The 25,662-nt window shown below is 58.7% G+C and carries 21 protein-coding genes; 7 read left to right on the top strand and 14 right to left on the bottom strand.

Annotation, left to right across the window (positions count from 1 at the left end; translation table 11 throughout):
- On the top strand, positions 1-406 hold a 406-nt coding region (locus OXH56_06505), incomplete at its 5' end, for a hypothetical protein (protein MCY3554959.1).
- A gap of 89 nt (positions 407-495) precedes the next feature.
- On the opposite strand, the gene OXH56_06510 is transcribed toward OXH56_06505, so the two are convergent.
- From OXH56_06510 to OXH56_06540, 7 genes are all read right to left on the bottom strand, one after another.
- Positions 496-1,380, bottom strand: a complete 885-nt coding sequence (locus tag OXH56_06510; GenBank protein MCY3554960.1) for a hypothetical protein — start codon at positions 1,378-1,380, stop codon at positions 496-498.
- A 137-nt stretch (positions 1,381-1,517) separates the two neighbouring features.
- On the bottom strand, positions 1,518-4,286 hold the full coding sequence (locus tag OXH56_06515; GenBank protein MCY3554961.1) for a class I SAM-dependent DNA methyltransferase: 2,769 nt from the start codon (positions 4,284-4,286) through the stop codon (positions 1,518-1,520).
- A 111-nt stretch (positions 4,287-4,397) separates the two neighbouring features.
- Positions 4,398-4,940, bottom strand: coding sequence for a rhodanese-like domain-containing protein (locus OXH56_06520; protein MCY3554962.1), 543 nt, complete (start codon positions 4,938-4,940; stop codon positions 4,398-4,400).
- 108 nt (positions 4,941-5,048) lie between these two features.
- The gene (locus OXH56_06525) at positions 5,049-6,233 is read right to left on the bottom strand and encodes an ATP-binding protein (protein ID MCY3554963.1); all 1,185 of its coding nucleotides are present in this window, start codon (positions 6,231-6,233) and stop codon (positions 5,049-5,051) included.
- Positions 6,234-6,309: 76 nt separating this feature from the next.
- Entirely contained in the window at positions 6,310-6,906 is a 597-nt protein-coding gene (locus OXH56_06530) for an adenylate kinase (protein MCY3554964.1), read from the bottom strand.
- 189 nt (positions 6,907-7,095) lie between these two features.
- Positions 7,096-8,238, bottom strand: a complete 1,143-nt coding sequence (locus OXH56_06535; GenBank protein ID MCY3554965.1) for a hypothetical protein — start codon at positions 8,236-8,238, stop codon at positions 7,096-7,098.
- 29 nt (positions 8,239-8,267) lie between these two features.
- A complete protein-coding gene (locus tag OXH56_06540) occupies positions 8,268-9,092 on the bottom strand; it encodes a class I SAM-dependent methyltransferase (GenBank protein ID MCY3554966.1) in 825 nt (274 codons plus the stop codon).
- A 333-nt stretch (positions 9,093-9,425) separates the two neighbouring features.
- Here OXH56_06540 and OXH56_06545 point away from each other — a divergent pair, with 333 nt between their 5' ends.
- From OXH56_06545 to OXH56_06565, 5 genes are all read left to right on the top strand, one after another.
- Complete coding sequence (locus OXH56_06545) at positions 9,426-9,746, top strand: GYD domain-containing protein (GenBank protein MCY3554967.1); 321 nt, start codon at positions 9,426-9,428, stop codon at positions 9,744-9,746.
- A gap of 351 nt (positions 9,747-10,097) precedes the next feature.
- Positions 10,098-10,589, top strand: a complete 492-nt coding sequence (locus OXH56_06550; GenBank protein ID MCY3554968.1) for a 4Fe-4S dicluster domain-containing protein — start codon at positions 10,098-10,100, stop codon at positions 10,587-10,589.
- Complete coding sequence (locus OXH56_06555) at positions 10,586-12,433, top strand: aldehyde ferredoxin oxidoreductase family protein (protein ID MCY3554969.1); 1,848 nt, start codon at positions 10,586-10,588, stop codon at positions 12,431-12,433. Before OXH56_06550 ends, OXH56_06555 begins: the two co-directional genes overlap by 4 nt.
- Before the next feature lie 110 nt (positions 12,434-12,543).
- Entirely contained in the window at positions 12,544-14,373 is a 1,830-nt protein-coding gene (locus OXH56_06560) for an aldehyde ferredoxin oxidoreductase family protein (GenBank protein ID MCY3554970.1), read from the top strand.
- A gap of 54 nt (positions 14,374-14,427) precedes the next feature.
- Positions 14,428-15,798: an FAD-dependent oxidoreductase gene (locus OXH56_06565; GenBank protein MCY3554971.1), complete on the top strand. Its 1,371-nt coding sequence runs from the start codon at positions 14,428-14,430 to the stop codon at positions 15,796-15,798.
- Positions 15,799-15,879: 81 nt separating this feature from the next.
- Here OXH56_06565 and OXH56_06570 read toward each other — a convergent pair whose 3' ends face one another.
- The 3 genes from OXH56_06570 to OXH56_06580 form a co-directional block, all read right to left on the bottom strand.
- Positions 15,880-16,782: an outer membrane beta-barrel protein gene (locus OXH56_06570; GenBank protein MCY3554972.1), complete on the bottom strand. Its 903-nt coding sequence runs from the start codon at positions 16,780-16,782 to the stop codon at positions 15,880-15,882.
- A 127-nt stretch (positions 16,783-16,909) separates the two neighbouring features.
- The gene (locus OXH56_06575; protein MCY3554973.1) at positions 16,910-19,351 is read right to left on the bottom strand and encodes a DUF5916 domain-containing protein; all 2,442 of its coding nucleotides are present in this window, start codon (positions 19,349-19,351) and stop codon (positions 16,910-16,912) included.
- 297 nt (positions 19,352-19,648) lie between these two features.
- Positions 19,649-20,587: a cobalamin-binding protein gene (locus tag OXH56_06580; GenBank protein ID MCY3554974.1), complete on the bottom strand. Its 939-nt coding sequence runs from the start codon at positions 20,585-20,587 to the stop codon at positions 19,649-19,651.
- 280 nt (positions 20,588-20,867) lie between these two features.
- On the opposite strand from OXH56_06580, the gene OXH56_06585 reads away from it, so the two are divergent.
- Positions 20,868-21,827: a threonine/serine dehydratase gene (locus OXH56_06585; GenBank protein MCY3554975.1), complete on the top strand. Its 960-nt coding sequence runs from the start codon at positions 20,868-20,870 to the stop codon at positions 21,825-21,827.
- Between the two features lie 96 nt (positions 21,828-21,923).
- Here OXH56_06585 and OXH56_06590 read toward each other — a convergent pair whose 3' ends face one another.
- The 4 genes from OXH56_06590 to OXH56_06605 all read right to left on the bottom strand — a co-directional run.
- The gene (locus OXH56_06590) at positions 21,924-23,177 is read right to left on the bottom strand and encodes a DUF4097 family beta strand repeat-containing protein (protein ID MCY3554976.1); all 1,254 of its coding nucleotides are present in this window, start codon (positions 23,175-23,177) and stop codon (positions 21,924-21,926) included.
- Between the two features lie 131 nt (positions 23,178-23,308).
- The gene (locus OXH56_06595) at positions 23,309-24,082 is read right to left on the bottom strand and encodes a hypothetical protein (protein ID MCY3554977.1); all 774 of its coding nucleotides are present in this window, start codon (positions 24,080-24,082) and stop codon (positions 23,309-23,311) included.
- A 164-nt stretch (positions 24,083-24,246) separates the two neighbouring features.
- Positions 24,247-25,041, bottom strand: a complete 795-nt coding sequence (locus tag OXH56_06600) for a phytanoyl-CoA dioxygenase family protein (protein ID MCY3554978.1) — start codon at positions 25,039-25,041, stop codon at positions 24,247-24,249.
- An 88-nt stretch (positions 25,042-25,129) separates the two neighbouring features.
- Positions 25,130-25,662, bottom strand: a 533-nt coding sequence (locus OXH56_06605) for an NAD(P)-dependent oxidoreductase (protein MCY3554979.1), incomplete at its 5' end; no start/stop codon positions are given.

Raw genomic sequence — 25,662 nt, forward strand, 5'->3', positions numbered from 1 at the left:
GTATACGGGCGGCCACGTCGCCGTGTGGGTGTCCGACCTGAATCGTTACTACGGAGAAGCCATTCGGATACTCAAACCCGGCGGCCTCTTCATGGTCAACGAGTACCATCCCTTCCGCCGGATCTGGAAACATTCGGCTGGTCCGATGACGCAGGAATACCACTACTTCGACCATGGTCCCCTTACCTACGACCGGTCCGAGGATCTTTCAGGTTATCAGGGATCGCTTCCGAGTTACGAATTCCACTGGACGGTATCGGACATGGTCCGCGCCATGCTGGATGTCGGATGCGAACTCACGGCCATGAAGGAATACGGAGACGGGCGTCAGGACTGGGAGCGCGATGCGCCGTTGGAGAAACTGCCGGCGAACCTGCTCCTGGTGGGGCGGAAGAAACTGGATTAAGAGATAGGAAACCTCTGATCAACTGGCCAATGGACCGTTTACACATGGTTCACGGTGTGGCCGTTTCTTACGCATCGGTAGCCTTCATTTTAGGCTGGTGTAAAGACTTTTCCGTAACGTTCTTTGCACAACTTCCCAACGTCATTCAACAAATCAGAAATCAGGTCTATTACCTCTGATATTGTTTTGTTTATTTCGTCATAGGTATCACCGATGTCGTAAAGTTCCTGATGCTTATCGGAAACAGGATCATAGACGTTCTCAACCATCCATTTCTTATGGTTTTCAATGCGTTTTATGTCGTGGTCAAATATCCCTGTTCCATTCTCCTGTTTCAGTATATCCAAGTGGTTATCTAATTCCTTGTAATGTTGCTTGTATCCTAAGGCCCTTGTGTCTCCAGGTTCTTTTTCGCCCATCCACGAATATGAACCAAAGAATGTAGTATAAAGGTTGATTTTGTCTTGTAGTATTGTTGAAGAAAGATCTGTATGAACCACCTTTTCATTGCGCCATTTCTTGTAAGGATTCCACGCGGTTTCTATCTCGTTGATTTTATCTTCGACTCTTTTGGTTTTTTCTTTTCCAAACGATTCTTTTTCTAAAACCAAAGGAATCTGTTTCAACGTAAGGGGATGTCGGGTAATGCGTTCTTTGGTAATGGGGTTTTTACCAGACATTTTCGGAGGGTCCATCATACTATTAAGGAGTATCACAATGTAGTTGAAGTATACCCACTTCAGTCTTGAATTTTCCATCTCTTTATACTCGTCATACAACGAAACTATGCTAATAGCATCTTTGTCTCTTAATTCCAATGTTGTCCAAAGTTTCATATGTATGTAAGGCAAGTAGTCTTTATCCGGGCATCTGTGATAGCAAGGAATGCGTCCATATGTGTTATCCTTTAAAAGTTTTGCCGTCTCCGTTTTCAAATAGCATATCAAACTGTCACTGATGTTCCCCGGTTTCATGTGTTCTACACTCCATATTGCGTTATATCCTGAAACAACCCCTGATTGTATTAGTCGCGGTTTACAACGAATGTAGTAGTCCCGAAATTCGAGATGGTTAAAATTGGCGTTTGGAATCAGATGTATCTTACGTCCGATCAGCGGTTCTTCAAATCAAGCGGCGAACACATCCTCTCATACAGCACAAACAGATGCTCAACCCGCTCCCGTTCAGAGGCAAATCTCCTTGGACGGTAAAGCCTGTCCACGGCGCGATCGAGAGCTTGATGTGCCTTGCGCAGATCGGACGGCATCAGGTCCGGATCGTACAGGTCAGCCAGGGTTGCGTCCAGATGGGCGGTGCGGGCGTCGAGCACGGCTTGCGCCAACGGGTTCAGGTTTTGTAAATCCGTTCCTTCATCAGGCATGGGAAAAGTGTTGTATACGAGGCCGATGGAATAGCGATAATCACTCTTGAGCCGGCCACCTACGTGACGAAGCCAGGCCATGTGCATAGAAGAGGTTAGCAGTGCGAATTCGGACAGAGAAGCGTTTTCAAGCACTAAAACCGCATCGCTCGGGATCGTTGGTGGTTTCATCCAACCTATTGGTAAAAACTCGCGGCGCTCTGAACTTACCCTGGGGATGACAAGAAACGGTGATGTTGGAATCACTTCTAAGTTGTATCGTGTTGGAAAACCAGCGATAGCCAACGTACTCTTCCTCTTACTCTCTGACCGAAATTCGCGAACAGATGTCATTCGTTCTCGCACAAGGGGTAGTCCCCTCAATGTCATGGGTGATGCTTGTTGTAATGCCAATATCCAACGTTGAACGCCATGAAGATGCTCTCGCGCGCCAACAAAGGGATGAAGGAATCCCACCGCATTCGGTTCCGCCTCGAGGAACTTTTTGCGTTCGTCATCACCAAAAATGTAGTTACCGTTATCAATGGGTTGCGAACCGACAATCAGTTGCGGCATCCCGTTGACTGGCCTGCTCTCCTCCCGTACCATCAGATGCGGGTTCACCAATCCTCCTGCGTCGAAGAGGTAAGGCGAAAGCATTCCGTGCTGCGTCTCCTCGGGGTCGCCGTTGATGTCCGGGTAGCTGAAAAGTCGCTTTTCGGACCGTAAGGCTTCCCGTCGGTCGAGACCGATGATCACGACGTGGACGTGGGCCTTGCCTCGCGCGTCGGATCCCCACGCGAAGGTGCGGTGCGCGAAAGCAATCTCCAGTTTGCCGCGTTCGAATAGGATCGGCCAGAGCTGCGCCACCTGCTCGCCCTGTGTGATCGAGTTGGTCGAAACGAAGCCGATGCGGGCCTTGCCTGCCTGAACGTATTCCCCGGCCTTGATGAACCAAGCGGTTACGTAGTCGAGGGTGCCGCCGGATTTGCCGAGCGAAGCGATCCGTCTTACCTGCTCGCGCTTTTCGGTTGATTGGAACTTCGCCCCCACGAAGGGTGGGTTGCCGAAGACGAATGCGCACTCCTCCGGTGGTAGCAGGGCAGACCAGTCGGTCTCGAGCGCGTCCCCCTTGACGATATGGGGCGACGTGCTCAAGGGGATGCGCGTATAGGTCCGGCCGAACTCGAGGCTCAGCCGGTTGTTCATGATGTGGTCCATCATCCACAGCGCCGTCTCAGCGATGCGGGCGGAGAACTCCCCCAGCTCGATGCCGTAGAACTGGTCCACGTTCACCACCGAAAGCCATTCCACGTCCAGCGCTTCTTGTCCGGTGTCGCCAGTGGACGCCCGGATCTCCCGCATTACTTCGATTTCGAGCAGGCGTAGTTCCCTATATGCGATAATCAGAAAGTTCCCGCACCCGCAGGCCGGGTCGAAGAACCTTAAGTTACTCAGGCTGCGCTGGAACCGTCGGAGTTCGTGGACCCGTCTGCTGTCCCTGCGGGCCTTCAACCGCACGAACTCCGCCCGCAGGTCGTCCATAAACAGCGGTTCGATTACTTTTAGGATGTTCTTCTCGGTGGTGTAGTGCGCCCCCTGGGCTCTGCGCTCGTCCGGATCCATAACAGACTGGAACAAGGCCCCGAATATCGCTGGCGAGATGTCCGACCAGTTGAATTTGCACGCTTCCAGCACCAAGCCACGCATGGCGGTGTCGAAGGCGGGTATGCGCAGTGTCCCTTCGAAGAGCCTGCCGTTGACGAAGGGGAACCGCAAGAGGTCTTCGTCCCGCGTCGAAATGCGTTCGCTCTCCAGCGTGTCGAGCACTTGGAACAGTTCGGTCATGAGTGCGCCCAGGTCGGAGCCGTCCTCACTCGTCCGCGTCTCGACAAAATCACTGAACTGATCGCGCGTTTCGAAGATCCCGGTGTCGTCGGCGAAGAGGCAGAAGACGATCCGAACGAGAAACCGTTCGAGATCCTGCCCTTTGTATCCGACTGAATCGAGCGCATCGTGCAACTTTCCAACCAGTTCGGCCGCCCTAATGTTGACCGGGTCCTGATCCCGGAAAGTCTTGCGCTGCACGCCCATGATGAAGCCGAAGGCCTCTACGCGCTTGTGAAGTTCACCGAGTTCGAAGGAGACGGTCTCCTGTTCGTCGAGATCTCGAAGCGTGAAGTGCTGAAAGTCGCTGACCAGGATGTAGCGGGGTTTTTCGTGCTCGGGTAGGGAGTCAAAATAGGCACCTGCCTGCTCATAGGCACTATCGAGGTCACGCCCGGCGCTCTTCTGTTCGACGATCAGTACGCCCGGCCAGAACAGGTCGATGAAGCCTTGACTGTTGTTCAACTTCTTCACGTGCTCTTCGTAGCGCGCAACGCTGCGTCGTCGCACGCCGAAGATCTGGAAGAATTCGTTATAAAACGACTGCGTCTCACCCTTCTCGTAGGCGGCGTCGCGCCATTCGTCGGCGAAGGCCTTGGCGCGCGTTCGGACCTCGTTCCATGACAGACGCATCAGGTTGTCCCTTTCCAAGCAAAGCGCGTCAGATTAACTCATTCTTTTTAAGGTACGTCGTGGCAACTCGATACTTACGCGGCCCTCGCAGACAGGATTCGTTGCTGTAGCTTACCAGGCCCTAAGTACCTTTTTGAGCAGCTTGCCCCAGACCCGGTCGTATGGATGGACGACGCGCACGCGCTCACCCCCGCGGTAGACGGGCTTCCCCTCGTTGGCCCAAGCGAAGATCGATCCTTCCAGGTTGTAGACTTTCTGGTATCCCTTCTTCTGCAGGCTACCGGCCATCTCCGATGACCGGTAGCCCACGGAACAGTAGAGCACGACGGGTCGGTCCGACGGAATGTCTTCAAGCGCTTCAAGCGCCTCCTTCTCGGACGTGGCAAGAACAGCGTCCTTTAAGTGGCTGACCTCGTATTCTTCCTTCTCCCGCACATCCAGGAGCAGCGGACGCTCCGACGGTGCCTGTCCAGACCGAGACTGCCCCGACGGAGCCTTCCCGGATTCATCCAACCAGGTCTGCAAGTTGTCGGTGGAAAGCTGCGGGACCCCTGGGAACTTCGCACGGATCATATTCAGTGTGGTCAACCAGAACACGGTGTTATCCTCTGTTTCTTCCTGCGCGGCGATGGTGGGTACGGAAAGAGGGGCCATAGGTATAAACGCCGCGTAGACTGCGCAGACCACGCATACGGCGCAGACCGCGAGGCGCACGATGCAAGAGACAGCCGGTTTCGACCCCAATAGCCCACCCCGGCGCATTTATAGCTCCTCTTTCCAGAAATCCGCCTTGTGAAGTCCGCTCCAGGGTATCAGCCATCCCGAGGAAAGATGTTGAAGTTGGTCGCCGCCATAAACTACGACTGCGGTATCGGGATGAGCTGATTCGGCAAGATGCTTCTGGACCCTTTGCAGTCCGGCGAACAGATTCGATGATACCGTTTCGGCCGACTTTACCTCGACGAGTGTTCGATGAGTCGGATGTTCGATGATGAGATCGACTTCAACACCGTTGCGGTCGCGGTAAAAACTGAGCCTGTGGAGGTCGCCGCGGTTTATCCTGTGTTTCATGATTTCCGATGCAACCCATGTTTCGAAGATTGCGCCGCGCAGAGGATGGTTCCTCAGTTGTCCAGGTGTACGAATACCCAGCAGCCAACAGACGAGCCCCGTGTCGTAGAAGTGCAGCTTCGGCATTTTCACAAGACGCTTGCGTATATTCGCGTGAAACGCCGGCAAGCGGAAGACGAGAAAACTGGTCTCGAGTATGGTGAGCCAGGATTTGGCCGTTGGCTGTGATACGCCGCAGTCGCTGGCCAGTGAGGAGTAGTTGACCAGTTGCGCCGATCTTCCCGCACACAGTTCCACGAATCTTTGAAACGTCGTCAGGTCGCCGACGTTGTTGATGGAGCGCACGTCACGCTCGAGGTACGTGGCGACATAGGACCTGAACCAGTCCTCGGGTTGCAGTCCACGATCGAATATACGCGGGTATGTCCCGGCGAGCAGCGACTCTTCGAGCGTGACGGGAAAACGGTCAAAACGTTCGACCTCACCGCGGCTCAAAGGAAGCAAATGATGTACAGCCGTTCTCCCTGCAAGCGACTGGCTTACCGATTCGAGTAAAGAGAGGTTTTGCGATCCCGTGAGGATCCAGCGGCCGGGCACCGGTTCTTCGTCGATCACGCCCTGCAAATAGGACAGCAGGTCGGGGACGCGCTGCACCTCGTCGATGATGGCGCCTTCGGTGAATCGGCTCAGAAACCCCCGGGGATCATCCCTTGCGAGAGAGCGTACGTCCGTCGCTTCGAGGGTTACGTAGGCGTGCCCGGGAAACAGTGTCCGGCACAGTGTGGTCTTGCCGCTCTGACGAGGTCCGGTAAGCGTAATCGACGGGAACTGGCGCGCCGCACGTTTTAGTTCCGTAGCGAGGTCTCGTTTAATCATGTGTTAGAAAATACACAGATTTCATGCTAAATCAAGATCTGATTTTGAATCAGCCTAAAATAGCGGACCGGTTGGGCTACGGGCGCAAACCATTCACGGCGCGCAAAAACGCTTCGATTTCTGCATTGGACTCTAGTCTGATAAAGGAGATGTGCCGCCATGCGGGATCCTGCGTGCAGGCCTCCATGCGCCGGCGCTTCCTGCCTTGCTGCGTAACGATCCACCAGATCAGCGAGTCCTCCCGATTCCACACCTTCAGCTGGGGCCAGAACCGCTCGTAATTGGTGCCCCAGAGCAGCTCTTTCGATCGCCAGCGCTTCCACGACCGGGCCAGCACGCGCCAGAGCAGCCGGTGCACGGGCAGGTCCAGCCAGACGACCGTCTCCACTCGCGGCCAGAAGACCCGCTGGGAGTAAGCCATGTAGGAGCCGGAGACGACCCAACTTTCTCCGACCGTCGCTTCGGCGAGACGCCGGTCCAGTTCCCCTGGGTCCGTATCCGCCAGGCCGACCCATCCGATCTGCCAGTTGAGCGCGTCCAGTTCGACGACGGGGACGTTGAGCGCGGACGCCAGTTGGCTCGCCAGGGTGGATTTCCCGGAACAACTGTTCCCGGTGACGTGAATCCTTCGGCCAATATGGAGGTCATAAAGAACTTCAAGGTTTCTACCCATCTGATCAAAATCCAAATCCGAGATACTGGTACGAAGTAAACTGCTGTAATGCTTTAAAGAATACGGTTCATAATTCAAACATTGAAATGTGAGTCGTCTCTTAGTCCAATTGCTTGTTGTACATAAACGAATCAATTTGTGTCACATTACACGAACACTTTCGTTAAGGGTTCATCACGATAGTGCCAGTTAGAGTCTATTCTTGTTCTTCTCGTAGTAGGACATAACCTGTTCTTCAATCCACTTGTCATGCTCAACATGAAATCCAACGCAGAGACTGCCATCGTCATCAAAACGCGTAATAACCGTTTGCATTGTCTTTTCCTGTCCATCCGTACCGTCTATCTGTACAATTGGAGCTAGATACTGATTCGCTTTACAAACTGCGATTATTGATATGTGAAGCTTTGAGTTCATTGAGAAGTCGTCTTCATTTACAGCGATCATCAAGGAATCATCATTGGAAGTGATGTCCTTAGCTCCGTAGAAGTCAAGCATACCGTTGTTTAGCATTGTAATGAACGACAGTTCGGGGCGTCGTTCGTATTTTAAAACATTCAATAACTGTATCCCTTTCTGAGCATCACATGCATCGAATTTACGTAGCACGATGGTGTAATCGTTGAGGTATCGAAACACTCTTTTAGAATCCTGATAAATCATGTCGTAAGCGCCACCCCACGCATCGAACACCTTACTTGGAGTTACAAACTCCCTCCAGTATAGATGGGCAAGTAAGAACAGGTTACGTGAGAGAGTTTCAAACTCAGATAATCTCTCCGTGTGATCCTTCGGCTGAGAGATACCGTATTTGTAGTTAGTATCAAATTGAGCGATCTGTTCGACAATGGTCTCTGACCCAGTTCCAATAGTAACTACGTTTCCATAGCGACGACTGGATAAGTTTTTATAACTAGAATACGTTAAGACGAGAGTGCCACGCCAATCGGTTGCTTCAACAAGTATTATCGCACCGACATTCTGAGCCACTTCTTTTCCACGTTGACTTATTGAATAGTTATCTAAAAACCCCATAATTTCGGTACTTTCAAACTCTGATTTATTCTTGAATGTCTCAAATAAGTCTTCAATAAAGTACTGGATATGCAATGCCGAGCCAGAGGCGCCAACAGCCAAGCTGTTGTTCACTCTGAATATCTTGCGCCGCATCAGAATAGGAATGAATTCTGGTTTGTGACCTATTGGAATACTCACTCCATTTGGATGTGAAGGTAACCTAAGGTCAGTTGTGCTAGTCGGTCCTGGCACTGAAATCAACATGTCACCAGCAAGGACAGGTGAGCCTGCGTTGGTATGGAAAATGGCAGTCATGGTTCCGGTTGTCGTTTAAGACTTAGTCTCTAGAATCCAGGCCTTTGCCAGGCCGCCGAAAGCCAGAACGGCAGGGCCGCACGGGGATTCACCTTCCAGTCCACCAGCTGCTTGTCTTTGCCCGGACGATAGGAGGCCCCCTCCCAGGTATTCGAATCCTCCGCGGGACGTTCCAGGATACGCCGGAGGACCAGGCCGGCATCGGCACCCGGGTTCAGCAGGTCGGCCATCGTCCAGTTGAATTCGAACGTTCCCTCTTTCTCGTCCCGAACAGGTCCGGTTTGCCAGTAAGGCTTTTCGATTTCGATGGACAGGGTCCGATCCGCCCACGGCCGCTGGAAAGGATGCACATCGTAGAAGACGTAGTACCCGCCCGGTTTCAATATGCGAAAGACCTCCCCGTAAACCGCGCGGAGATCCGCGATCCAGACGAAGAACCCGTTGGTCGAGCAGACCAGGTCGAACGAACGGTCCGCCATCGCGTGGAGATCCGTCGCGTCCGCCCGTACGAAGTCGATCGCCAGACCCAGCTGATCCGCCCGTGCGGAAGCGATCTCCAACTGGCGCTCGGAGATGTCGATGGAAGTGACATTTGCCTTCATGCCAGAGAGGGCGAAAACGGCGTAATTGTCCCCGCTGCCGACGACGGCGACTTCCTTTCCTTCCATGCTTCCGGCAAGGGATCCGATCAACTCGTACGCACCGCCCGAAAATCCCAGTTCGGGTTCCTCCGGGCAGAGGCGCCACAGACCGTCCCGGTCCCGCATTTCGGCCCAGGACCCGGCGTTGTTGTCCCAGGATCGGCGATTGGCATCGTGCATCTCCCCGGTCCGGCGGGTAGTTGTTGCGGTCATGGCGGCTGGCCTGATTATTAAGTCGTATATCCCGGTGTTGACACCCGGGCAAAGCGGAAACCGTTGTCGATCGGGTATCCGTCGATCTGGTATGCTTAATATAGGAAAGAATGCATCGAAGCCGCAAGCGTGCCGCACACGGTGCTCGTCCAAGTGGGTCACCAGCGAAAACCGGGGGTTTCAACCGGCCCGCGGATACGAAAAATAGCCTTGACAGTCACCGCACGATCATGCCTTGTTAACAGGTACAATCGGTCTTTAGCACCATCCGGAGTCCGTGCTGCGGGGAGGTGTGGCACGGACCATACGACAACTTCCGTGGGAGGAAGTGACATGGCGAAGTACATGTACCGAACCAAGTACACGCAAGCGGGCCTGCAGGGACTGATCAGGGAGGGTGGTACTGGCCGGCGCGCGGCCCTTTCGCAGACGATCGAAGGGATGGGCGGCAGCCTGGAAGGATTCTATTACGCCATGGGAGACGACGATCTCATACTGATCGCCGAAATCCCCGATGAAGCGACCGCGACCGCGATTGCCCTCAACGTGGCCGCGGCGGGAGCGCTCGAAGTATCCACGACGGTGCTGATCTCACCCGAGACGATCGACGAAGCGGTGGGAAAGAGCGTGACCTACCGATTGCCCGGAGCTTAAGCAAACAGGCCGGGTCGATGCACAGGCAAGCCGGCCAGGCCCGGTCAGCCGTGGCCAGGCCCGGTCGGTCGCGGCCAGGCCCTATCATCCGTACCAAAGCCCGATCCGTCGTGACCCTTTCCCGCAGAACCGCAGATTTAACTGTTGCCATTCTGTTTTAAGTTGTTATACTGATAAATAACCCCAAGCAGTATTAGGTAATTACCTTACGTAATACATCGTTGTCCTTCGCGATGACGGCCCTTGAAACCGGACGTAAGTGGCCTGTCATATACGCTGTTTTTACCGTTGTTCAAGTCTACAGAAAGAAACGCCTCCAAACCCAGCTCATCGTTACAGAAGGGAGTCGGTATGGCTAAATCTCTACGCATAATCCCTGAAAAATGCACCGGGTGCATGCAGTGCGAACTGGCATGTTCCTGGGTGCAGACCGGCATGTTTCAACCATCCCGGTCGCTGATCCGCGTGAACATTTTCGATGAGCAGGCCAGTTACGCGCCGTACACGTGTTTCCAGTGCGACGAAGCCTGGTGCATGACGGCTTGCCCCGTGAACGCCATCAGCATCGACGCGGATACCGGCGCCAAGGTCGTGGGCGATGCCAACTGCGTAGGTTGCGGGTTGTGCACCATCGCCTGTCCCTTCGGCACGGTGTTCTACAATCCCGACACGCAGAAGGCCTTCAAGTGCGATCTGTGCGACGGCAATCCGGCCTGCGCGGTCGCCTGCCCGACAGGCGCCATCGAATACACCGAGAGCGAGTCGGCCGACTGGCTGGGCGGATGGGCCGAGAAGGTAAACGAGTCCTACCTGACATCCATCGAGGGAGGGAACGCGGCATGAGCAACGGCGGATGGACAGGCACGATCCTGCGCATCGATCTGACCACCGGTCGGATCTCCAAAGAGCCCCTCAACATGGACTGGGCCAAGTCCTTCGTGGGCGGGCGCGGCCTCGCGGCCAGGTACCTCTATGAAGAAATGGACCCGGCGGCGGACGCGCTGGGCCCGGACAACAAGATGATTTTCGCGACCGGTCCCATGACCGGCACGAACGCCTCCACGAGTTCACGCTACATGGTGGTCACCAAGGGGGCGCTGACCAACGCCATCACCACGTCCAACTCGGGCGGCCACTGGGGACCGGAACTGAAGTTCGCCGGGTACGACATGCTGATCGTGGAAGGCCGGGCGCCGGTTCCGTCCTACATCTCCATCTGCGACGACGATGTCCGGATCTGCTCCGCCGAGCACCTGTGGGGCAAGACGGTATGGGAGACGGATGATATCGTCCGGGAGGAGTCGGGGCAGCACGATACGGTCGTTACCTGTATTGGTCCGGCGGGCGAGAACCTCGTGCGTTTCGCCGCCATAGTCAATGACCGGCACCGGGCCGCCGGACGATCCGGCGTCGGCGCGGTCATGGGTTCGAAGAACCTCAAAGCCATTGCCGTACGCGGTACCGGGGGCGTGCCCATCGCCGACCCGCAGAAGTTCATGTCGGCCATGTGGGAGATGAAGAGCAAGCTGGTCGAGCATCCGGTAACGGGTGAGGGTCTGGCCGCATACGGCACCGCGGTGCTGGTCAACATCATCAACGAGAGCGGCGCACTGCCGACGAACAACCACCAGGTCTCGCAGCTCGAAGGCGCGGACAACATCAGCGGGGAGACCCTGGCCGATACGCGACTGGTGGCCAACAAGGCCTGCTTCGGCTGTACGATCGCCTGCGGCAGAGTGTCCCAGCTACCGGGCGAGGCGCAGGACAAGTTCACCGTGACCACCCGGCCCCACAACTGGAAGATCGCGGTGGAGGGACCGGAGTACGAGAACGCCTGGGCCATGGGCGCCGACTGCGGCATCAACGACCTGGACGCCCTCATCAAGGCGAACGCCATGTGCAACGAACTGGGCATGGACCCGATTTCCTTCGGGGCGACGCTCGCCGCGGCCATGGAGCTGTACGAAACCGGCGCCGTGAGCGATGAGCAGACCGGCATGCCGCTGAACTTCGGGAGCGGTGACGCGCTCGTCGCCATGACGGAAAAGGCGGCCTACCGCGAAGGCTTCGGCGATGAACTGGCCGAGGGCTCCAAGCGCATGACCGCCAAGTTCAACCGGCCCGAGTTCTTCATGGGCGTGCGCGGCCAGGAATTCCCGGCCTACGACGCCCGGGCGATCCAGGGCATGGGCCTGGGTTACGCGACCTCGAACCGGGGCGCCTGCCACCTGAAGAGCTACACGGTCGCCCCCGAGATCCTGGGGATCCCGGAAAAGATGGACCCGGCCGTGACGGAAGGCAAGGCGGAGATCACCAAGATCTTCCAGGACGCCACCTGCACCGTGGACGCGTCGGGCCTCTGCCTGTTCCTCACCTTCGGCGTGGGCCTGGATGAGATACAGCCCCAGCTCGAGGCGGTGACCGGCATCTCCTACACGGTGCCCGATCTGCTGGAAGTCGGGGAGCGCGTCTGGAACATCGAGCGCATGTGGAACCAGCGGGCGGGCTTCACGGGCAAGGACGATACGCTGCCGAAGCGGCTGCTCGAAGAACCGATCCCCGATGGACCGACCAAGGGCGAAGTGAACCGCCTCGGCGAGATGCTGCCGGAATACTACGAAATCCGCGGCTGGAACGCGGAAGGCGAACCCACTCAGGAGAAACTGGCGTCGCTGGGACTGGCGTAGCGCCCGATCCGGCTTTTGAGCCAGGGTGATCCACAGGGCGTGCTCCCGGGTCACGTGCCCGGGGCGCGACCCCGTATCACCCGGCCTGAGCCGAGGAATGGAGTTTCTTCATGACACACGGGTGGGCCGGCCATATCCTGCGGGTGGACCTGTCGCGGGGCAAGGCGACCAAAGAGCCCCTGAGACTGGACTGGGCCGAGGAATACATCGGCGGCCGCGGACTGGCCGCCCGGTACCTCTACGAGGAGATGGACCCCTCGGTCGACGCCCTCGGTCCCGACAACAAGCTGATCATGGCCACCGGGCCGCTCACGGGCACCAACGCCTCCTGCGGTTCCCGCTACATGGTGGTCACCAAGGGACCGCTCACCGGCGCCATCACGACGTCCAATTCGGGTGGCCACTGGGGCCCGGAGCTCAAGTTCGCCGGCTACGACCTGGTGATCGTGGAAGGCCGGGCGGACCGTCCCTGCTACCTCCTCGTCGACGATGACCGCGTCGAGATCCGCGACGCCGCCGGCGTGTGGGGCAAAGTGGTCTCGGAGACCGAGGACGCCATCCGCGACGAGACCGGCATGCCCGAACTGCGGGTGGCCGGCATCGGACCGGCGGGCGAGAACCTGGTGCGGTTCGCGTGCATCGTCAACGACAAGCACCGGGCGGCCGGCCGGTCCGGCGTGGGCGCCGTCATGGGTTCCAAGAACCTCAAGGCGATCGCCGTACGGGGCAACCAGGGCGTGCGGATCGCCCGGCCCAGGGATTACATGTCCGCCATCTGGTCCTACCACGAACACCTGGCGGAGAGTCCCGGCCGGCAGGGCCTCACGGAACTGGGCACGGCCCCCACGGTCGACCTGGTCAACACCTTCGGCGGCCTGCCGACGCGCAATTTCACGGCCGGCCAGTTTGAAGGCACCGAGGCGATCAACGGGGAAAGCATCAAGGATAACTGGCTGGTCGCCAACAAGGCCTGCTTCGCCTGCAATATCGCCTGCGGCCGCGTGACCCAGGTGTCCCCCAACGCCGACAAGTACATGGTCAACATGCATCCCCGCAACTGGAAGGTCGCCGAGGAGGGGCCGGAGTACGAGAACCTCTGGTCGCTGGGGGCCGACTGCGGCGTGGACGACATGGACGCCATCGTCATGGCCAACTACCTGTGCAACGACCTGGGCATGGACCCCATCTCCATGGGTGCCACGCTGGCCACGGCCATGGAGATGTACGAACGGGGCCTGTTGAGCGATGAGCAGACGGGCATAGCGCTACGGTTCGGCGACGGCAAGGCCCTGATCGCCATGACGGAAGCCACGGGATTCCGGGAAGGCTTCGGCGACGAACTGGCCGAGGGTTCGAAACGGATGACCGAGAAGTTCGAGCATCCGGAGTACTTCATGGGCGTCAAGGGACAGGAGTTCCCTGCCTACGATCCCCGTGGGTTCCAGGGCATGGGCGTGGCCTATGCCACCTGCAACCGCGGCGCCTGTCACCTGAGGGCCTGGACGCCCGGCATCGAGACCAGCGGAGAGTACGATCCCCACGGCACCGACGGGAAGTCGGTCTGGGTGGCCGAGGAGCAGAACCGGACCACGGCCCACGACGCCACGGGCATCTGCATGTTCACCACGGCAGGCGCGCCCCTGGACGACTTGATTCCCGTGCTGTCCGCGGCCACCGGCGTGGACTACACCATGGACGACTTCGTGCACATCGGCGAACGGATCTGGAACATCGAACGGCTGTGGAACCTGAAGGCCGGTCTCACCTCGGCCGATGACACGCTGCCGAAAAGACTGATGGAAGAAGCCCACAAGGAAGGGCCGTCGGCGGGAGTGACCGTCGATCTCGACGCCATGCTGCCGGACTACTACGAGGCCCGGGGCTGGACGGCGGACGGACGGCCCACCAGGGAAAAACTGATGGAGCTGGGCCTCGCGTAACCACAGATGACCTGTACTTTCGTTTTTCGGTACTTTCTTTAGAAGGAGCGGATTATGGCGACAGAACACGTGATTATAGGCGGCGGACCGGGCGGGATGAATGCCATCGAAACGATCCGCGGTTACGATGCGGACGCGTCCATCACCCTGATCTCCGACGAGCCGGCCTATTCCCGCATGGCCCTGCCCTACTACATTTCGGGAAACATCCCGGTCGAGCAGGTGAATACCGGAGATGACGACTATTTCGGCAGGCTGGGGGTGAAGACCCGCTTCGGCGTCAGCGTCTCCGAGGTGAATCCTCATGCGAGCATGCTCACGCTCAGCGACGGATCCATGGTGCCCTTCGACAACCTGCTGATCGCCACGGGATCGTCCGCCCAGCAGCTGAACATACCCGGCGCGGACGGCGACGGCGTCCATAATCTCTGGACCGTGGCCGACGCGGAAAAGACCGTGGGCGCCCTGGGAAGCGATGCCGAGGTGGCCTTCATCGGGGCCGGGTTCATCGGATTCATCATCCTCAACGCGATGCACAAGCGCGGCGCCCGCCTGAAGGTGATCGAACTGGAAGACCAGGTACTGCCCCGCATGCTGGACGCCCAGGGCGCTTCCCTGGTGGGCTCCTGGCTCGAGTCCCAGGGCGTCGAAGTCCATACCGGCGTGAGCGTGCAGGCCATCGATCACGGGCACGACGGCGTGAAGACCCTGCAGCTTTCGGACGGGTCGTCCACCCGCGCGGACGTGGTCATCGTCGCCACGGGGATCAAGGCCAACATCGGCTTTCTCGATGGATCGGGTATCGAGACCAACCAGGGCGTCGTGGTCAACAACCGGTGCCAGACCAACGTGGCCAACGTGTATGCGGCGGGTGACGTGGCCGAGGGACCGGACCTGTCCACCGGTGGCCAGGCGGTACACGCCATTCAGCCCACCGCCGTCGATCACGGCCGGATCGCGGGCGCGAACATGGCCGGCCAGGACGTGGAGTATCCCGGCAGCCTGCTGATCAACATCCTGGACGTGTGCGGCCTGCAGTGCGCCAGTTTCGGCGACTGGTCCGGCGACGGCGACGTCACCGAGGTCATCAACGCCAACCGTCCGGTCTACCGCAAGCTGATCTGGAATGGCTCCACGATCACCGGGGCGATTATCCTGGGTCCCGCGGACGACGTGGCCATGTTGAACGACATGGGGATGGTCAAGGGACTGATCCAGGCCAAAACGGATCTGGGCGCGTGGAAGCAGCACATCCAGGCGAACCCGACGGACATCCGGCGGCCTTACGTGGCCACGAAGACTGCGGAGAAAATGCTGGCCCTTACGTCGCTCGGCAAGCCATCCGAGCACCGGTCATACCAACACACCCAGGACGGCGGCAAGGACCGCAGCGCGCACCAGGTCTTCGTCGATTCTACTGGATAGGGTAGGGTTGGCTGCCGGACGGGTTGGCTGCCGGACGGGGCAGGGTAGAAATCCGCCCCGGGTAGTACGTACCGTCCCGCGTCAATTTCCAAACAGGAAGCGCACGTTCAGTGTCACGGACCAGTGGTTTGTGGCGCTGAACGTGTTTTTGTTTGTGAGCGAAGGATCCGTGTCGAAATGGGGATGGTACTCGTACGTCCCGATATGTTCGACGTCGTCCACCCTGGAGTAGGCCGCTTTAAGGCCGATTGCGGCACGGTCGTTCAAGCTGTAGTCGGCGCCCACGTACACATGCCCCGCGAATACCGTATCGGATAACCGGGTATCCTGCTTGCTGTTGTAGAAGGACAGCGGCGGATCGTAGATCGTACCCTCTCCGGAGGGGTCGCTGTATTCGATCGAAAAGAAGATCCGGGTCAGTTCTACGAACGCAATGCCGGTGCCCACCCCCACGTAGGGCGTGATCCTGCTCGGCCCGAAGGGAAGATCGTAGTACGCGTTCAGGGTCACCGTTCTCGTCACGAGGTCTTCAAAGAAATTGGTGCTGGTAGCCTGGACCAACCCCAGACCGAGGAAAGAACTGGCACCCGCTGAGCTACCGTCGAGGTACGTTATTTCAAGCGGCGGGCCCTGGTCGACCTTGTTTTTCCGATGCGCGAATGATACCTCGAGACGGGTACGGTCGAACACTCGTCCGACGGCAAGATCGAAACCGATACCCCGGTCAGCCGAAGGATCGTAACGCCATCGGTAGCCGGGAATGTCCCGCAAAACCAAATCGAAACAGGCGCTGGTGGGATAACACGTGGATTCCGTGTTCGAACCTGACTGGTCCAGGCCGTAGACGAAATTACCACCGAGTCCGCCTGAGACGTACCAGCCGGAATCCCTCCGATCCTGTGCCGCCGCTTCGCCGTGCGCGGCGAGGAGCACGCAGATCGAAAGCGCGAAAGCCACAGTAATTTGTCTATGTAAACTCATCATATACCGTTCATTCCTGGTTGTTTTCATTAATAAGTAGGCAGGTCATAAACGGCAAGGATATAGTTCCCTGAACCTGACTGTTAGTTGCTTAGGGGTATTTGCCGGTATCCGCACGGATGGAGCCAGCCTACAGGTTGAACAGGTAGGAGACCTTGGCCACGATCTGCTGGTCCCTCAGCCTCAGCGGCGTCCGATCGTAGACCCCGAAGCTTCCATCGGTATCGAGGTCGTCGTCACGGAACTGGTTGAAGGCCAGGAAGAACGAGTGGCCGAAGGGCGACCGGTAGGCGAGGAGAAGGTTCATCGTGACCGTATTCGTGTGGAAGTCGTCGGTCTCCCGTTGCCGGTCCGCGTTGATCTGGATGAAGGAGGAGAACGAAAGGTTCGGCGTGAATGCGTAACTCATCCGGACGCTCGGTATAAGCTGGGTACGATGATCGTATTCGTCTTCCTCAAGTCCTTTACGGTTGCCGCGGTCGACCTGGCTGCGCGTGATGCCCGGTTCCAGCGCGAAACGGGGATTCGGCTTTAGGGACAGTTCGCTCGAAAGACTGAGCAGATCGGCACCGTAGAATCGACCGTACCGGAAATTGCCCCGCAAGGAGACCTTCCGACCGCTGTCGGTGAAGAGGAACATGTTCCCCTGGTTGTAGGAATAGGATCCCTCGGGGAAATGCACACCGGCGATGCGCGTCGTTTTGCTCAGCGTATCGAACCGCATGTCGTACGAGGCGGAAATCCACAGACCCCGCTCCAGTTCCAGGAACACGTTAGGCGAGAAGGACCAGGAATCGGCATCGGAGAAGTCCGTGTCCTTCCGGGTCACGTAATTGCTCCGAAAACCGCCGCTGATGCGACGAATGCCGAACCGGCGCAGAAAGGTGTTGGCCGTAAGCCCACCCCCGACCCTTTGCAGGCCTTCGTCCCGGACCAGCCCGGTCTGGCTGATGAAGTTCTCCCCGATATCCAGATAGGAAACACCGTACATCAGCCAACGATTCTGCCACCGTTCGATAACCCGAAAGGTCCAGTCCTGGTTGCTGGTGCTTACCGTATCCGTCCAGCTCTTGGCGAAGGTGATCTGTCCCCGGTGATTGGTCGCCTGTGAGGCCAGGTTGAGGTCGAACCCCAACACCCTGTTGTAGTCAGATTCCGCGTACCGGGGCAGGGCCATTCCGACACGGTCGTCGAACCGGGGATTCGGTTCCTTGAAGGTGGCCAGCATACCCACGCTGGACCGTGATCCAAAGTCCTGCCGCACGCGCAAGGCCTGCCAGTTGGTCAGCGGTTCCGTCTTCTCTTCGCCGTCGTCGTCGTACTGGGTCTCCCGGGTCTGGACATTCAGAAACCCTACGGTCGTGCGACCGAGCTTCCCTGTGAGGCGCATCCCGAGATCGATGGGAACGGTTTGCCCGTCCGGCAACTGCCGGCCGACACGCCGGCTGAAGAAGAGCTGGGGCGTCAGGTCGCCGAAGTTGCGCTGAGGTCCGCGGCGCTGCGGCCGTTCGTTCAGGGTGAAGATATCGCTGCGTTCAAGGAAGAAGGGCCGCTTCTCGGTAAACTGGAATTCGAAGCGGGAAAGGTTCACGACCTCATCGTCCGCTTCCACCTGGGCGAAATCGGGGTTGACCGTGGCGTTCAGCGTCATCCCGGAAGTAACGCTGACCTTCAGGTCGCCGCCCAGTTTCCGCTGCATGGCGTTGTCGAGGGCCGTCGCCGCGATGGGCTGGACGGGCGACGGAGCGGTTTCCGTGAACCGGGAGGACTGGCCGCCGAGTACGGTGAAGGGTGTCACCTGCACCCGCCCACCCGGCGTGATGTCGGACAGGGTCGTCAGCCGGCCGCCCTTGCCGAAGCGGTACAGCGCCTGGTCACCGTCCCTCAGGCTCAGTGGAACCCAGAACGATTCCTCCCTGGTGCGCTGAATGCGGCGTCCGAAGTTTATGCCCCACGTCTGATCGCTGCGATCCGGAAACCGGAGGGTGTGGAACGGGATCACGTACTCGGCCGACCATCCGTAATCATAGACCTGGCTGGCCGCGTTCCACAGCCCGTTCCAGTCACGGTCGGTGTTATTGCCCTCGGCACTGACGAAGGAGTCGGACCGGGCGCCGTTGGGATTGGTCTGGAACTCGAAGGCTTCGCGGTAGTGATCAAGCGATGCGATGACGACCGTGACCATGTCATTGGAGAAACTCATCCGCGTGTCCCGTTGCATGTCCGGCGCCATGATCTGTTCCGGATTCGGATCGAAGCAGACGAACCCCACGTACAGGTTCTTGTCGTCGTACATTACCCGGACTTCGGTGGGATAAGTGGCCGGTGCGCCCTCGACCGGCTCGAGCTGGAAGAAATCATTGGCGACGTCCGCCTGCTGCCATTCGGCTTCGTCCAGATGGCCGTCCACCTGGATGGCAGAATTAACCCGCCTGGCCTCCAGCATATAGTCCGCGGGATCCAGGCTCCGATAGTCGAAGGGCGACTTGGATACGGGAAGGGGAACGCTGAACGGTCGGGGATCCGACGTCCTTTCGATTTCCCCTGTCATCGCCACTACGGATTCTGTCATGTCCGTTTCGGTCTCGGTCTGATCCTGGGGCGATTGCGCCCCCGTGATGCCTGGGAGGAACAGCAGACAGGCCAATATGAAACAAGTGCCGCCGGTTTTGCGGACGGGTGGGGATGATGACATTAATTCCTCCAGCATCGGACAACAGGTTACACGCAGCAGTCTCGTCACTTACGATGGGCACAGTCTTATATTCTACAACTTACATCCGTCGCTCCTTCAAGTGATACGCCAGATATCACGGCGGGCGGAATATAGCGGCCCACTTCCGAATTGTCCAGTTCGGCATCCGGTTTGCTATGACACCCTCCATCGTTCCCACCCGGTGTGCTCGTATATCGAGCCGAAGACTCCAGGATGGATAATCTCAGCCAGAATCTCCGCCGATTCTACCAGGCGCGGTCCGGGACGGTTAAAGAACTGGTTGCCGTCGGTAATGAAAACCTGCCCCTCCTGTACGGCACGCAGGCTACGCCATGCCGATTGACGCGTGAGCGAAGGCATCTCGATTCGCGAACGGTGCATATCGAAACCGCAGGGCATCAGGATGATGATGTCCGGCTGGGTTTCGATTATGTCTTCCCACGCCAGGTACGGTGAATGTTCCCCGTTCGATGTGTAGAGGTTATGGCCACCGGCGATTTCCACCAGTTCTGGAATCCAGTTTCCCGCGGCCATCAGTGGTTCGAACCACTCAATACAGGCCACTCGCGGGGTGTCTTCCGTTCTCTGGGCGCGGTCGGCTATGGTGCGCAACCGTTCGTTCAGTTGTTCTACCAGAACGCCACTTTCGTCCTCCTTACCCAGTGCGGAACCCACCCTTTCTATGTCGTGCCACACTTCGTCCAGCGTATTTGGTTGCAATGACAGGATCTTCGGCCTGGAACGTACCAGTTGGAAGGCCGCTTCCTGGACATCCCGGAGACTGACGGCGCAGACTTCGCAATGTGATTGCGTCACCAGCAGATCCGGAGCCAGCCCATCGAGCTGATCGGCGTCTAACCGATATACCGAGGTTGCTTCCTGCAGGATGGCTTTGACCCGCTGGTCGATCTGGTACGAGGTGCCGTCCGGATCGAATTTCGGGGAGGTACAGATGGGCAGCCTGGCGACATCGGGAGGATAGTCGCATTCGTGAGAACGACCAACGAGGCGCTCGGCGCAGTCCAAGGCGCAGATGATCTCGGTACTACTGGGCAGAAGTGAAATGATGCGGTTCATCGATAGTGCCTCCATCCATAGCCGGAAGTAACCCCATACCGGAATATGCGCGTGCCCACGGTTGCTTGCAACGGGAAGATAGGTAATACCAAAGGCTGCCACGTTTGTCGTACCGGCCGCGCCAGTTTGCCCTTGCACTTTTGTCACGCTGATGCCATCATCTAACCACGCCCGGGCGACCGTTCGGTACCGGGCTTTGCCATTGCGCCACATCGTGCGTGCGCCACATCGAGCGTGCGCCACATCGAGCGTGCGCCACATCATACATGAAATCGGTGATCGGAATGGTACAGCGATGCTGATCAACCTGGAAGAAATCGAACAGGCGAGAAAGGAACTTCCGCCGGAGGTCGTATATACGCCCGTCCTGCATTCAGGTACGATTTCCGATCAGACCGGCGCGGACGTCTGGCTGAAGGCGGAGAACCTGCAGGTGACGGGGTCCTACAAGACGCGCGCGGCCTATACCATCCTGAACCGCCTTTCCTCGGACCAGAAGAAGAAAGGGGCCGCGATCTCATCTTCCGGTAATTTCGCGACGGCGTTCGCCTACATGGGCACGCTGCTGGGGATCCCAACGGCGATTGTCATGATGGAAAAGACCTCGCCCTACAAGGTGCAGCGCACGAAGGACTACGGCGCCGAAGCGGTGCTGTGCGAAAACCACAACCAGGCGAGATGGGACACGCTGGACCGGCTGGGCAGGGAACGGGGCATCACCGCGATAAATACGTGGGAAGACGAGAACGTCGTTCGGGGCCACGGCAGCATCGGCGCCGAAATCATGGAACAGGAGCCGGACCTGGACGCCGTGATCGTCCCCGTGAGCAGCGGGGGCTTGATCGGCGGTATCGCCACGGCCGTGAAGACGCTGAACCCCTCGGTGAAGGTAATCGGGGTGCAACCCGAAGGGTCGCAGGCGGTTTATCGGTCTTTTCTGAAGAATCAGATCTGCGAGGTGCCGGAACCGGACACGATATGCGATTCGCTGGTGGCGCCCCGCCCCGGGGACCTCACCTTCGAGCACGTAATGGCCTACGTGGACGAGATGGTCCTGGTATCGGATGAACAGGCGATCGACGCGGTGAAGTACCTGATCGGGGCGATGAAACTCGTGGTCGAGCCGGGAGGCGCGGTCGGCGTCGCCGCGCTCCTGAACGGCATCGTTAAGCTGGATGGTAAGAAGGTCGTGGCGTTGCTCAGCGGCGGAAACATCATGCCCGAGCAACTCGCGGGGTACCTGGGCGCGGGCTAATGGCACGGTCGCCGGGCGCGGGTTGATGGCACAGCCGCCGGGCGCGGCCTGATGGACGGGCTGATCCGCAAGGTCAGGCCCGCACCCGGCAGGGGATCAGGACGACACCTTCCGAATCCTTATATCGCCATCGCTAGTCTTCAGCCTGATGAGGTGGCCCCCGCCATTGATATCGCCGGTGGCCCTTATCGTCTTACCGTTACGGCCGCCATCGTCCCGCTCGTCCAGATCGAAATCCGAATCGATACGATATTCCTTGTCACGTCCGAACCAGGAACTCCCGATCTGGATCTCCGCTTCGAGCGAGGCTCGCAGGTCCTCTGGAATGCGGATGGACAGCTCTCCACCGGACGATTGCAGCAGCCAGTCTTCCTCCAACGCGCTTACCGTCGCCGTCAAACCGGCTTCGATATCTCCTCCCGAGGTCTTCGCCGTCACGCCCCCGCCCGTCGAATCGCCGATCGTAATGTCACCGCCCGAGGTGCCCGCCTTCAGTCTTCCTTCGGCGCTGTCGATGATGACGTCGCCACCCGAGGTATGCACATCCACCTCGCCATCGGCACGCTCGATCGTGATATCTCCTCCCGAGGTCTTCGCCTTCACTTCTCCCGTGGTATGGCCTATCCTGATGTCGCCGCCCGATGTCGTCGCCTCCGTGTTTCCGCCGGCTTGATCGATTTCGATATCACCTCCGGAAGTCCTCACCGTCACTTCGCCGTCCGTACGGCCGATCTTGATGTCGCCGCCCGAGGTCTTAGCCGACACTTCGCCGGCCGCATCGCCGATCGTGACGTCACCACCCGAGGTGGTCGCATCCACCGCGCCGCGGGCGTCCAGGATCTCGATATCGCCGCCGGAAGTGGACACTTTCGTCTCCCTTGCGCCCCCCTTGACGTTTACATCGCCTCCAGACGTGTGTACCCGGATCACCGCGTCCGTCACGTTGCCCACGTTGATATCGCCGCCCGAGGTGCGGGCAAGCACGTCGCCCCGCAGGTCTCCGACATCGATGTCGCCGCCCGAGGTCTTGAGGTCCAGACTGTACGTTTCCGGCACCCTGACCCGTATATCCACCGATACGTCGTTGGACCCGAAACGCCGATCGCGCTCTATCCGGATGCCTACGTTGTTCTCCTGTTGGGATAAATCCACCGACACTTCATCGAAGGCGTCCCGGGCGCTGTCTTCGCTGATACCCGTCCGCCGTTTTTCCACCTCGACGTCCACTTCGTCGTTGGACCAGCTTTCGACCCGTACCGAGCCGAAGTCGGTATCTACGGTCAACGTACCGGCCCCATCCACTCCGAATTTCTGGTGGGTTCTTTCCACGTGACCCAAACCTTCGCGCATAAACGTGACCTCCTGTGCGCTGCATGCGTATGCCGAGGCAACGAGCAGACCGACACCGACCAGGTTTAGTAATAGACGCATCATTCCTCCCAATTGTCAAAACAGGCGGTGTTGCCATCGCCAGCGGCTTGTTACGTTGAACCGACCCTGACTTTGCCGCCCAGGGTCTTGGCCGACACTTTGCCCGTAGCGGATTCCACGGTGATGTTTCCGCCCATGGTGTAGGCGGTCAGGTCACCTTCGGTACGTCCGACGCGGATGCTTCCACCCATCGTCTGGGCAGACACGTCACCCTTCGCGTCACCTATATCTATACTGCCGCCCAGGGTCTTTGCGGCCACGCCCCCTTCGGTCGGACCGATGCGGATGCTTCCACCCAGGGTCCGGGCGTTCACGTCCCCCTGCGTGGCGCCGATCCGGATGCTTCCGCCTGCCGTCTTCGCCCCGATCTCGCCGTCCAGGTCCGCGATTTCGATGCTGCCTCCTGCCGTCTCGATGTCCAGATTGTAGGTATAAGGCACCTGGACCGTCATCTTGATGGACATGCCACTGCGTCCCAGCCATCGCGAGTGGTCGACGCGGATGTGTACGTCGTTGCCCCGTTGTTCCGTGGTTACCTCCACATCTTCGAAGGCGCGGCGGGCCTCGTCTTCGGTGCCGTCCTTCCGTTGCTTTTCTACGAGGATCTCCACACTGTTGGTGGTCGCGGTCTCGATCCGAACAGATCCGAAGTCGGCATCGATATTCAGCTCGCCGCCGGGATCGACTGTGTAGTTCGCCGTGATGCTCTCCACGAATCCCTGGTTAGTTCGCGTCATCTCGGTTTCCTGTGTGTTCTGCGCGACGGAGTTCAGATTGACCGCTATGCCCACGCAAGCGACCGCCAGTTTCCAAAACGTATTCATGGGACCCGATTCCTGGTGTGGTATGGTTAATGATCATCGAGCTTTCGGTTCTGCGTTTTAAGACTCCGGCGATGAAGAAAAAGTTGCGTTGCCGCTCGAGCACACCACTGGCACGTCACTGCGAGCAAGGGAAAGTCTAATTCTACAGTGTGCAACGGCAGGTCCTACTCCACCCAGTGAGATACGAGGGGTTTCAGCTCACCGGGCAGGTCGTCGAAGACGTTCTTGGGGAGGGTGGGGACCAGGTTTTCCGTTCCGCCGGTCTCGTCCACCAGGATCCGGCGGTCTTCTGAACCGGGCCTCAGCACGTTCAGGTTCAGCCACCAGGGCGCATAGCGTACCACGACGGCCACGCGGGGATCCGGCGAGTTGTTGGCGGCCGTCGAATGCCAGAGCCGGCTGTCCATGACGAGGACGCTTCCCGCCTCGCCGGTTACGTTCAGCTCGTTCGGATGGGGTTCGTCGGGAGACACCCCGTTGTTGCCGGTGGGATTGTTGTTCATGCGGTGGCTGCCCGGTACGATGAGCGTGCCCCCGTTTTCGCCGGTGAAGGAGGAGAGCATCCAGATGGTCGTGAGGTGCATGACCGCGTCAGGGTACGGAGCGGGCACATGTCCCGCGTTCCGCTGGTTGAAGGGCCAGTCCGCGTGCCAGCCCCCGCGGTCGTTTCCGGGCTCGTTGATCGTGGCCGTGGTGAAGGAGATGCGGAAATGGCGTCCGAGCAGCGCGCCGGCCAGGTCGAGTAGCCGCCGGTCCGCGAGCCAGGGCGCCAGCGACTGGTCGTACTTGAGGAAACCACTCACGTGGCCGATATTCGCGGGTGCGTCGGGATTCCGGTGGCGGTTGGTGGAGGCGATGACCCGGTCGCGTACCTCGTCCAGCCTGTCTTCGGGGATGACGTTCTTTAGGACGCACCAGCCGTCCATCTGCATGGCCAGAATCTGCTGATCCAGTGTCATTCGGTCACCGCCCACAACTTGATGTACAGGTCCGATCGATAGAGATACGGTCCGTCGGGTCTTCGAAGCCGCAATACGACGGTTGTCCCTACAGGTCGTCCGTGCTCAGCGTGCCGGCCTCGTGATGGCGGCGGAATACGTCCCAGGTCTCCCTGATCCCCTCGTCCAGCGGCGTGTAGGGGATCTCACCCACGTCCTCCTGGATGGCGCGGTCATCGAGGTCGGGCGCGATGGGCAGGTTCAGGTCCAGGTGGGAGATGAGTCCTTCCGAACCCGGAATGACACGCTCGATGGACGCGATGACCTCGTCGATGGTCACGACGTCGCCGCGGATGCTGTAGGCCCCGGCGCCGTCGGCTGCGGCCTCGGCGCATCGGATGAAGGTTCGCGCCGTATCGTTCACGTACTGCATGTTGTTCCGCCCGCCGTACCCGATCACGTACGGACGGTTCAACAGGGCGGCCTTGACCGCCTTCGTGGGGTCGGAGGTCAGTCCGAAGTCCCGGCCCGGCCCGTACACGGTCCATGGCCGCAGGCCGATGCTGGAAATGCCATGGTCGAGGAAATACACCCGCGCGTTTGCCTCGTTGCACTGCTTGAAGACCCCGTAGTGGGTGACGG

Source organism: Gemmatimonadota bacterium (assembly GCA_026702745.1).
In the GTDB taxonomy this organism is placed as follows: Bacteria; JAAXHH01; JAAXHH01; order JAAXHH01; family JAAXHH01; genus JAAXHH01.

What these genes read in the sequence shown, in the direction of transcription:
- OXH56_06595 (MCY3554977.1), bottom strand. Translation starts at nt 24,082, where the DNA reads ATGAATACGTTTTGGAAACTGGCGGTCGCTTGCGTGGGCATAGCGGTC.
- OXH56_06535 (MCY3554965.1), bottom strand. Translation starts at nt 8,238, where the DNA reads ATGACTGCCATTTTCCATACCAACGCAGGCTCACCTGTCCTTGCTGGT.
- OXH56_06580 (MCY3554974.1), bottom strand. Translation starts at nt 20,587, where the DNA reads ATGGAGGCACTATCGATGAACCGCATCATTTCACTTCTGCCCAGTAGT.
- OXH56_06510 (MCY3554960.1), bottom strand. Translation starts at nt 1,380, where the DNA reads ATGAAACCGGGGAACATCAGTGACAGTTTGATATGCTATTTGAAAACG.
- OXH56_06575 (MCY3554973.1), bottom strand. Translation starts at nt 19,351, where the DNA reads ATGACAGAATCCGTAGTGGCGATGACAGGGGAAATCGAAAGGACGTCG.
- OXH56_06565 (MCY3554971.1), top strand. Translation starts at nt 14,428, where the DNA reads ATGGCGACAGAACACGTGATTATAGGCGGCGGACCGGGCGGGATGAAT.
- OXH56_06540 (MCY3554966.1), bottom strand. Translation starts at nt 9,092, where the DNA reads ATGACCGCAACAACTACCCGCCGGACCGGGGAGATGCACGATGCCAAT.
- OXH56_06600 (MCY3554978.1), bottom strand. Translation starts at nt 25,041, where the DNA reads ATGACACTGGATCAGCAGATTCTGGCCATGCAGATGGACGGCTGGTGC.
- OXH56_06560 (MCY3554970.1), top strand. Translation starts at nt 12,544, where the DNA reads ATGACACACGGGTGGGCCGGCCATATCCTGCGGGTGGACCTGTCGCGG.
- OXH56_06545 (MCY3554967.1), top strand. Translation starts at nt 9,426, where the DNA reads ATGGCGAAGTACATGTACCGAACCAAGTACACGCAAGCGGGCCTGCAG.
- OXH56_06590 (MCY3554976.1), bottom strand. Translation starts at nt 23,177, where the DNA reads ATGCGCGAAGGTTTGGGTCACGTGGAAAGAACCCACCAGAAATTCGGA.
- OXH56_06550 (MCY3554968.1), top strand. Translation starts at nt 10,098, where the DNA reads ATGGCTAAATCTCTACGCATAATCCCTGAAAAATGCACCGGGTGCATG.
- OXH56_06520 (MCY3554962.1), bottom strand. Translation starts at nt 4,940, where the DNA reads ATGGCCCCTCTTTCCGTACCCACCATCGCCGCGCAGGAAGAAACAGAG.
- OXH56_06515 (MCY3554961.1), bottom strand. Translation starts at nt 4,286, where the DNA reads ATGCGTCTGTCATGGAACGAGGTCCGAACGCGCGCCAAGGCCTTCGCC.
- OXH56_06530 (MCY3554964.1), bottom strand. Translation starts at nt 6,906, where the DNA reads ATGGGTAGAAACCTTGAAGTTCTTTATGACCTCCATATTGGCCGAAGG.
- OXH56_06525 (MCY3554963.1), bottom strand. Translation starts at nt 6,233, where the DNA reads ATGATTAAACGAGACCTCGCTACGGAACTAAAACGTGCGGCGCGCCAG.
- OXH56_06555 (MCY3554969.1), top strand. Translation starts at nt 10,586, where the DNA reads ATGAGCAACGGCGGATGGACAGGCACGATCCTGCGCATCGATCTGACC.
- OXH56_06570 (MCY3554972.1), bottom strand. Translation starts at nt 16,782, where the DNA reads ATGATGAGTTTACATAGACAAATTACTGTGGCTTTCGCGCTTTCGATC.
- OXH56_06585 (MCY3554975.1), top strand. Translation starts at nt 20,868, where the DNA reads ATGCTGATCAACCTGGAAGAAATCGAACAGGCGAGAAAGGAACTTCCG.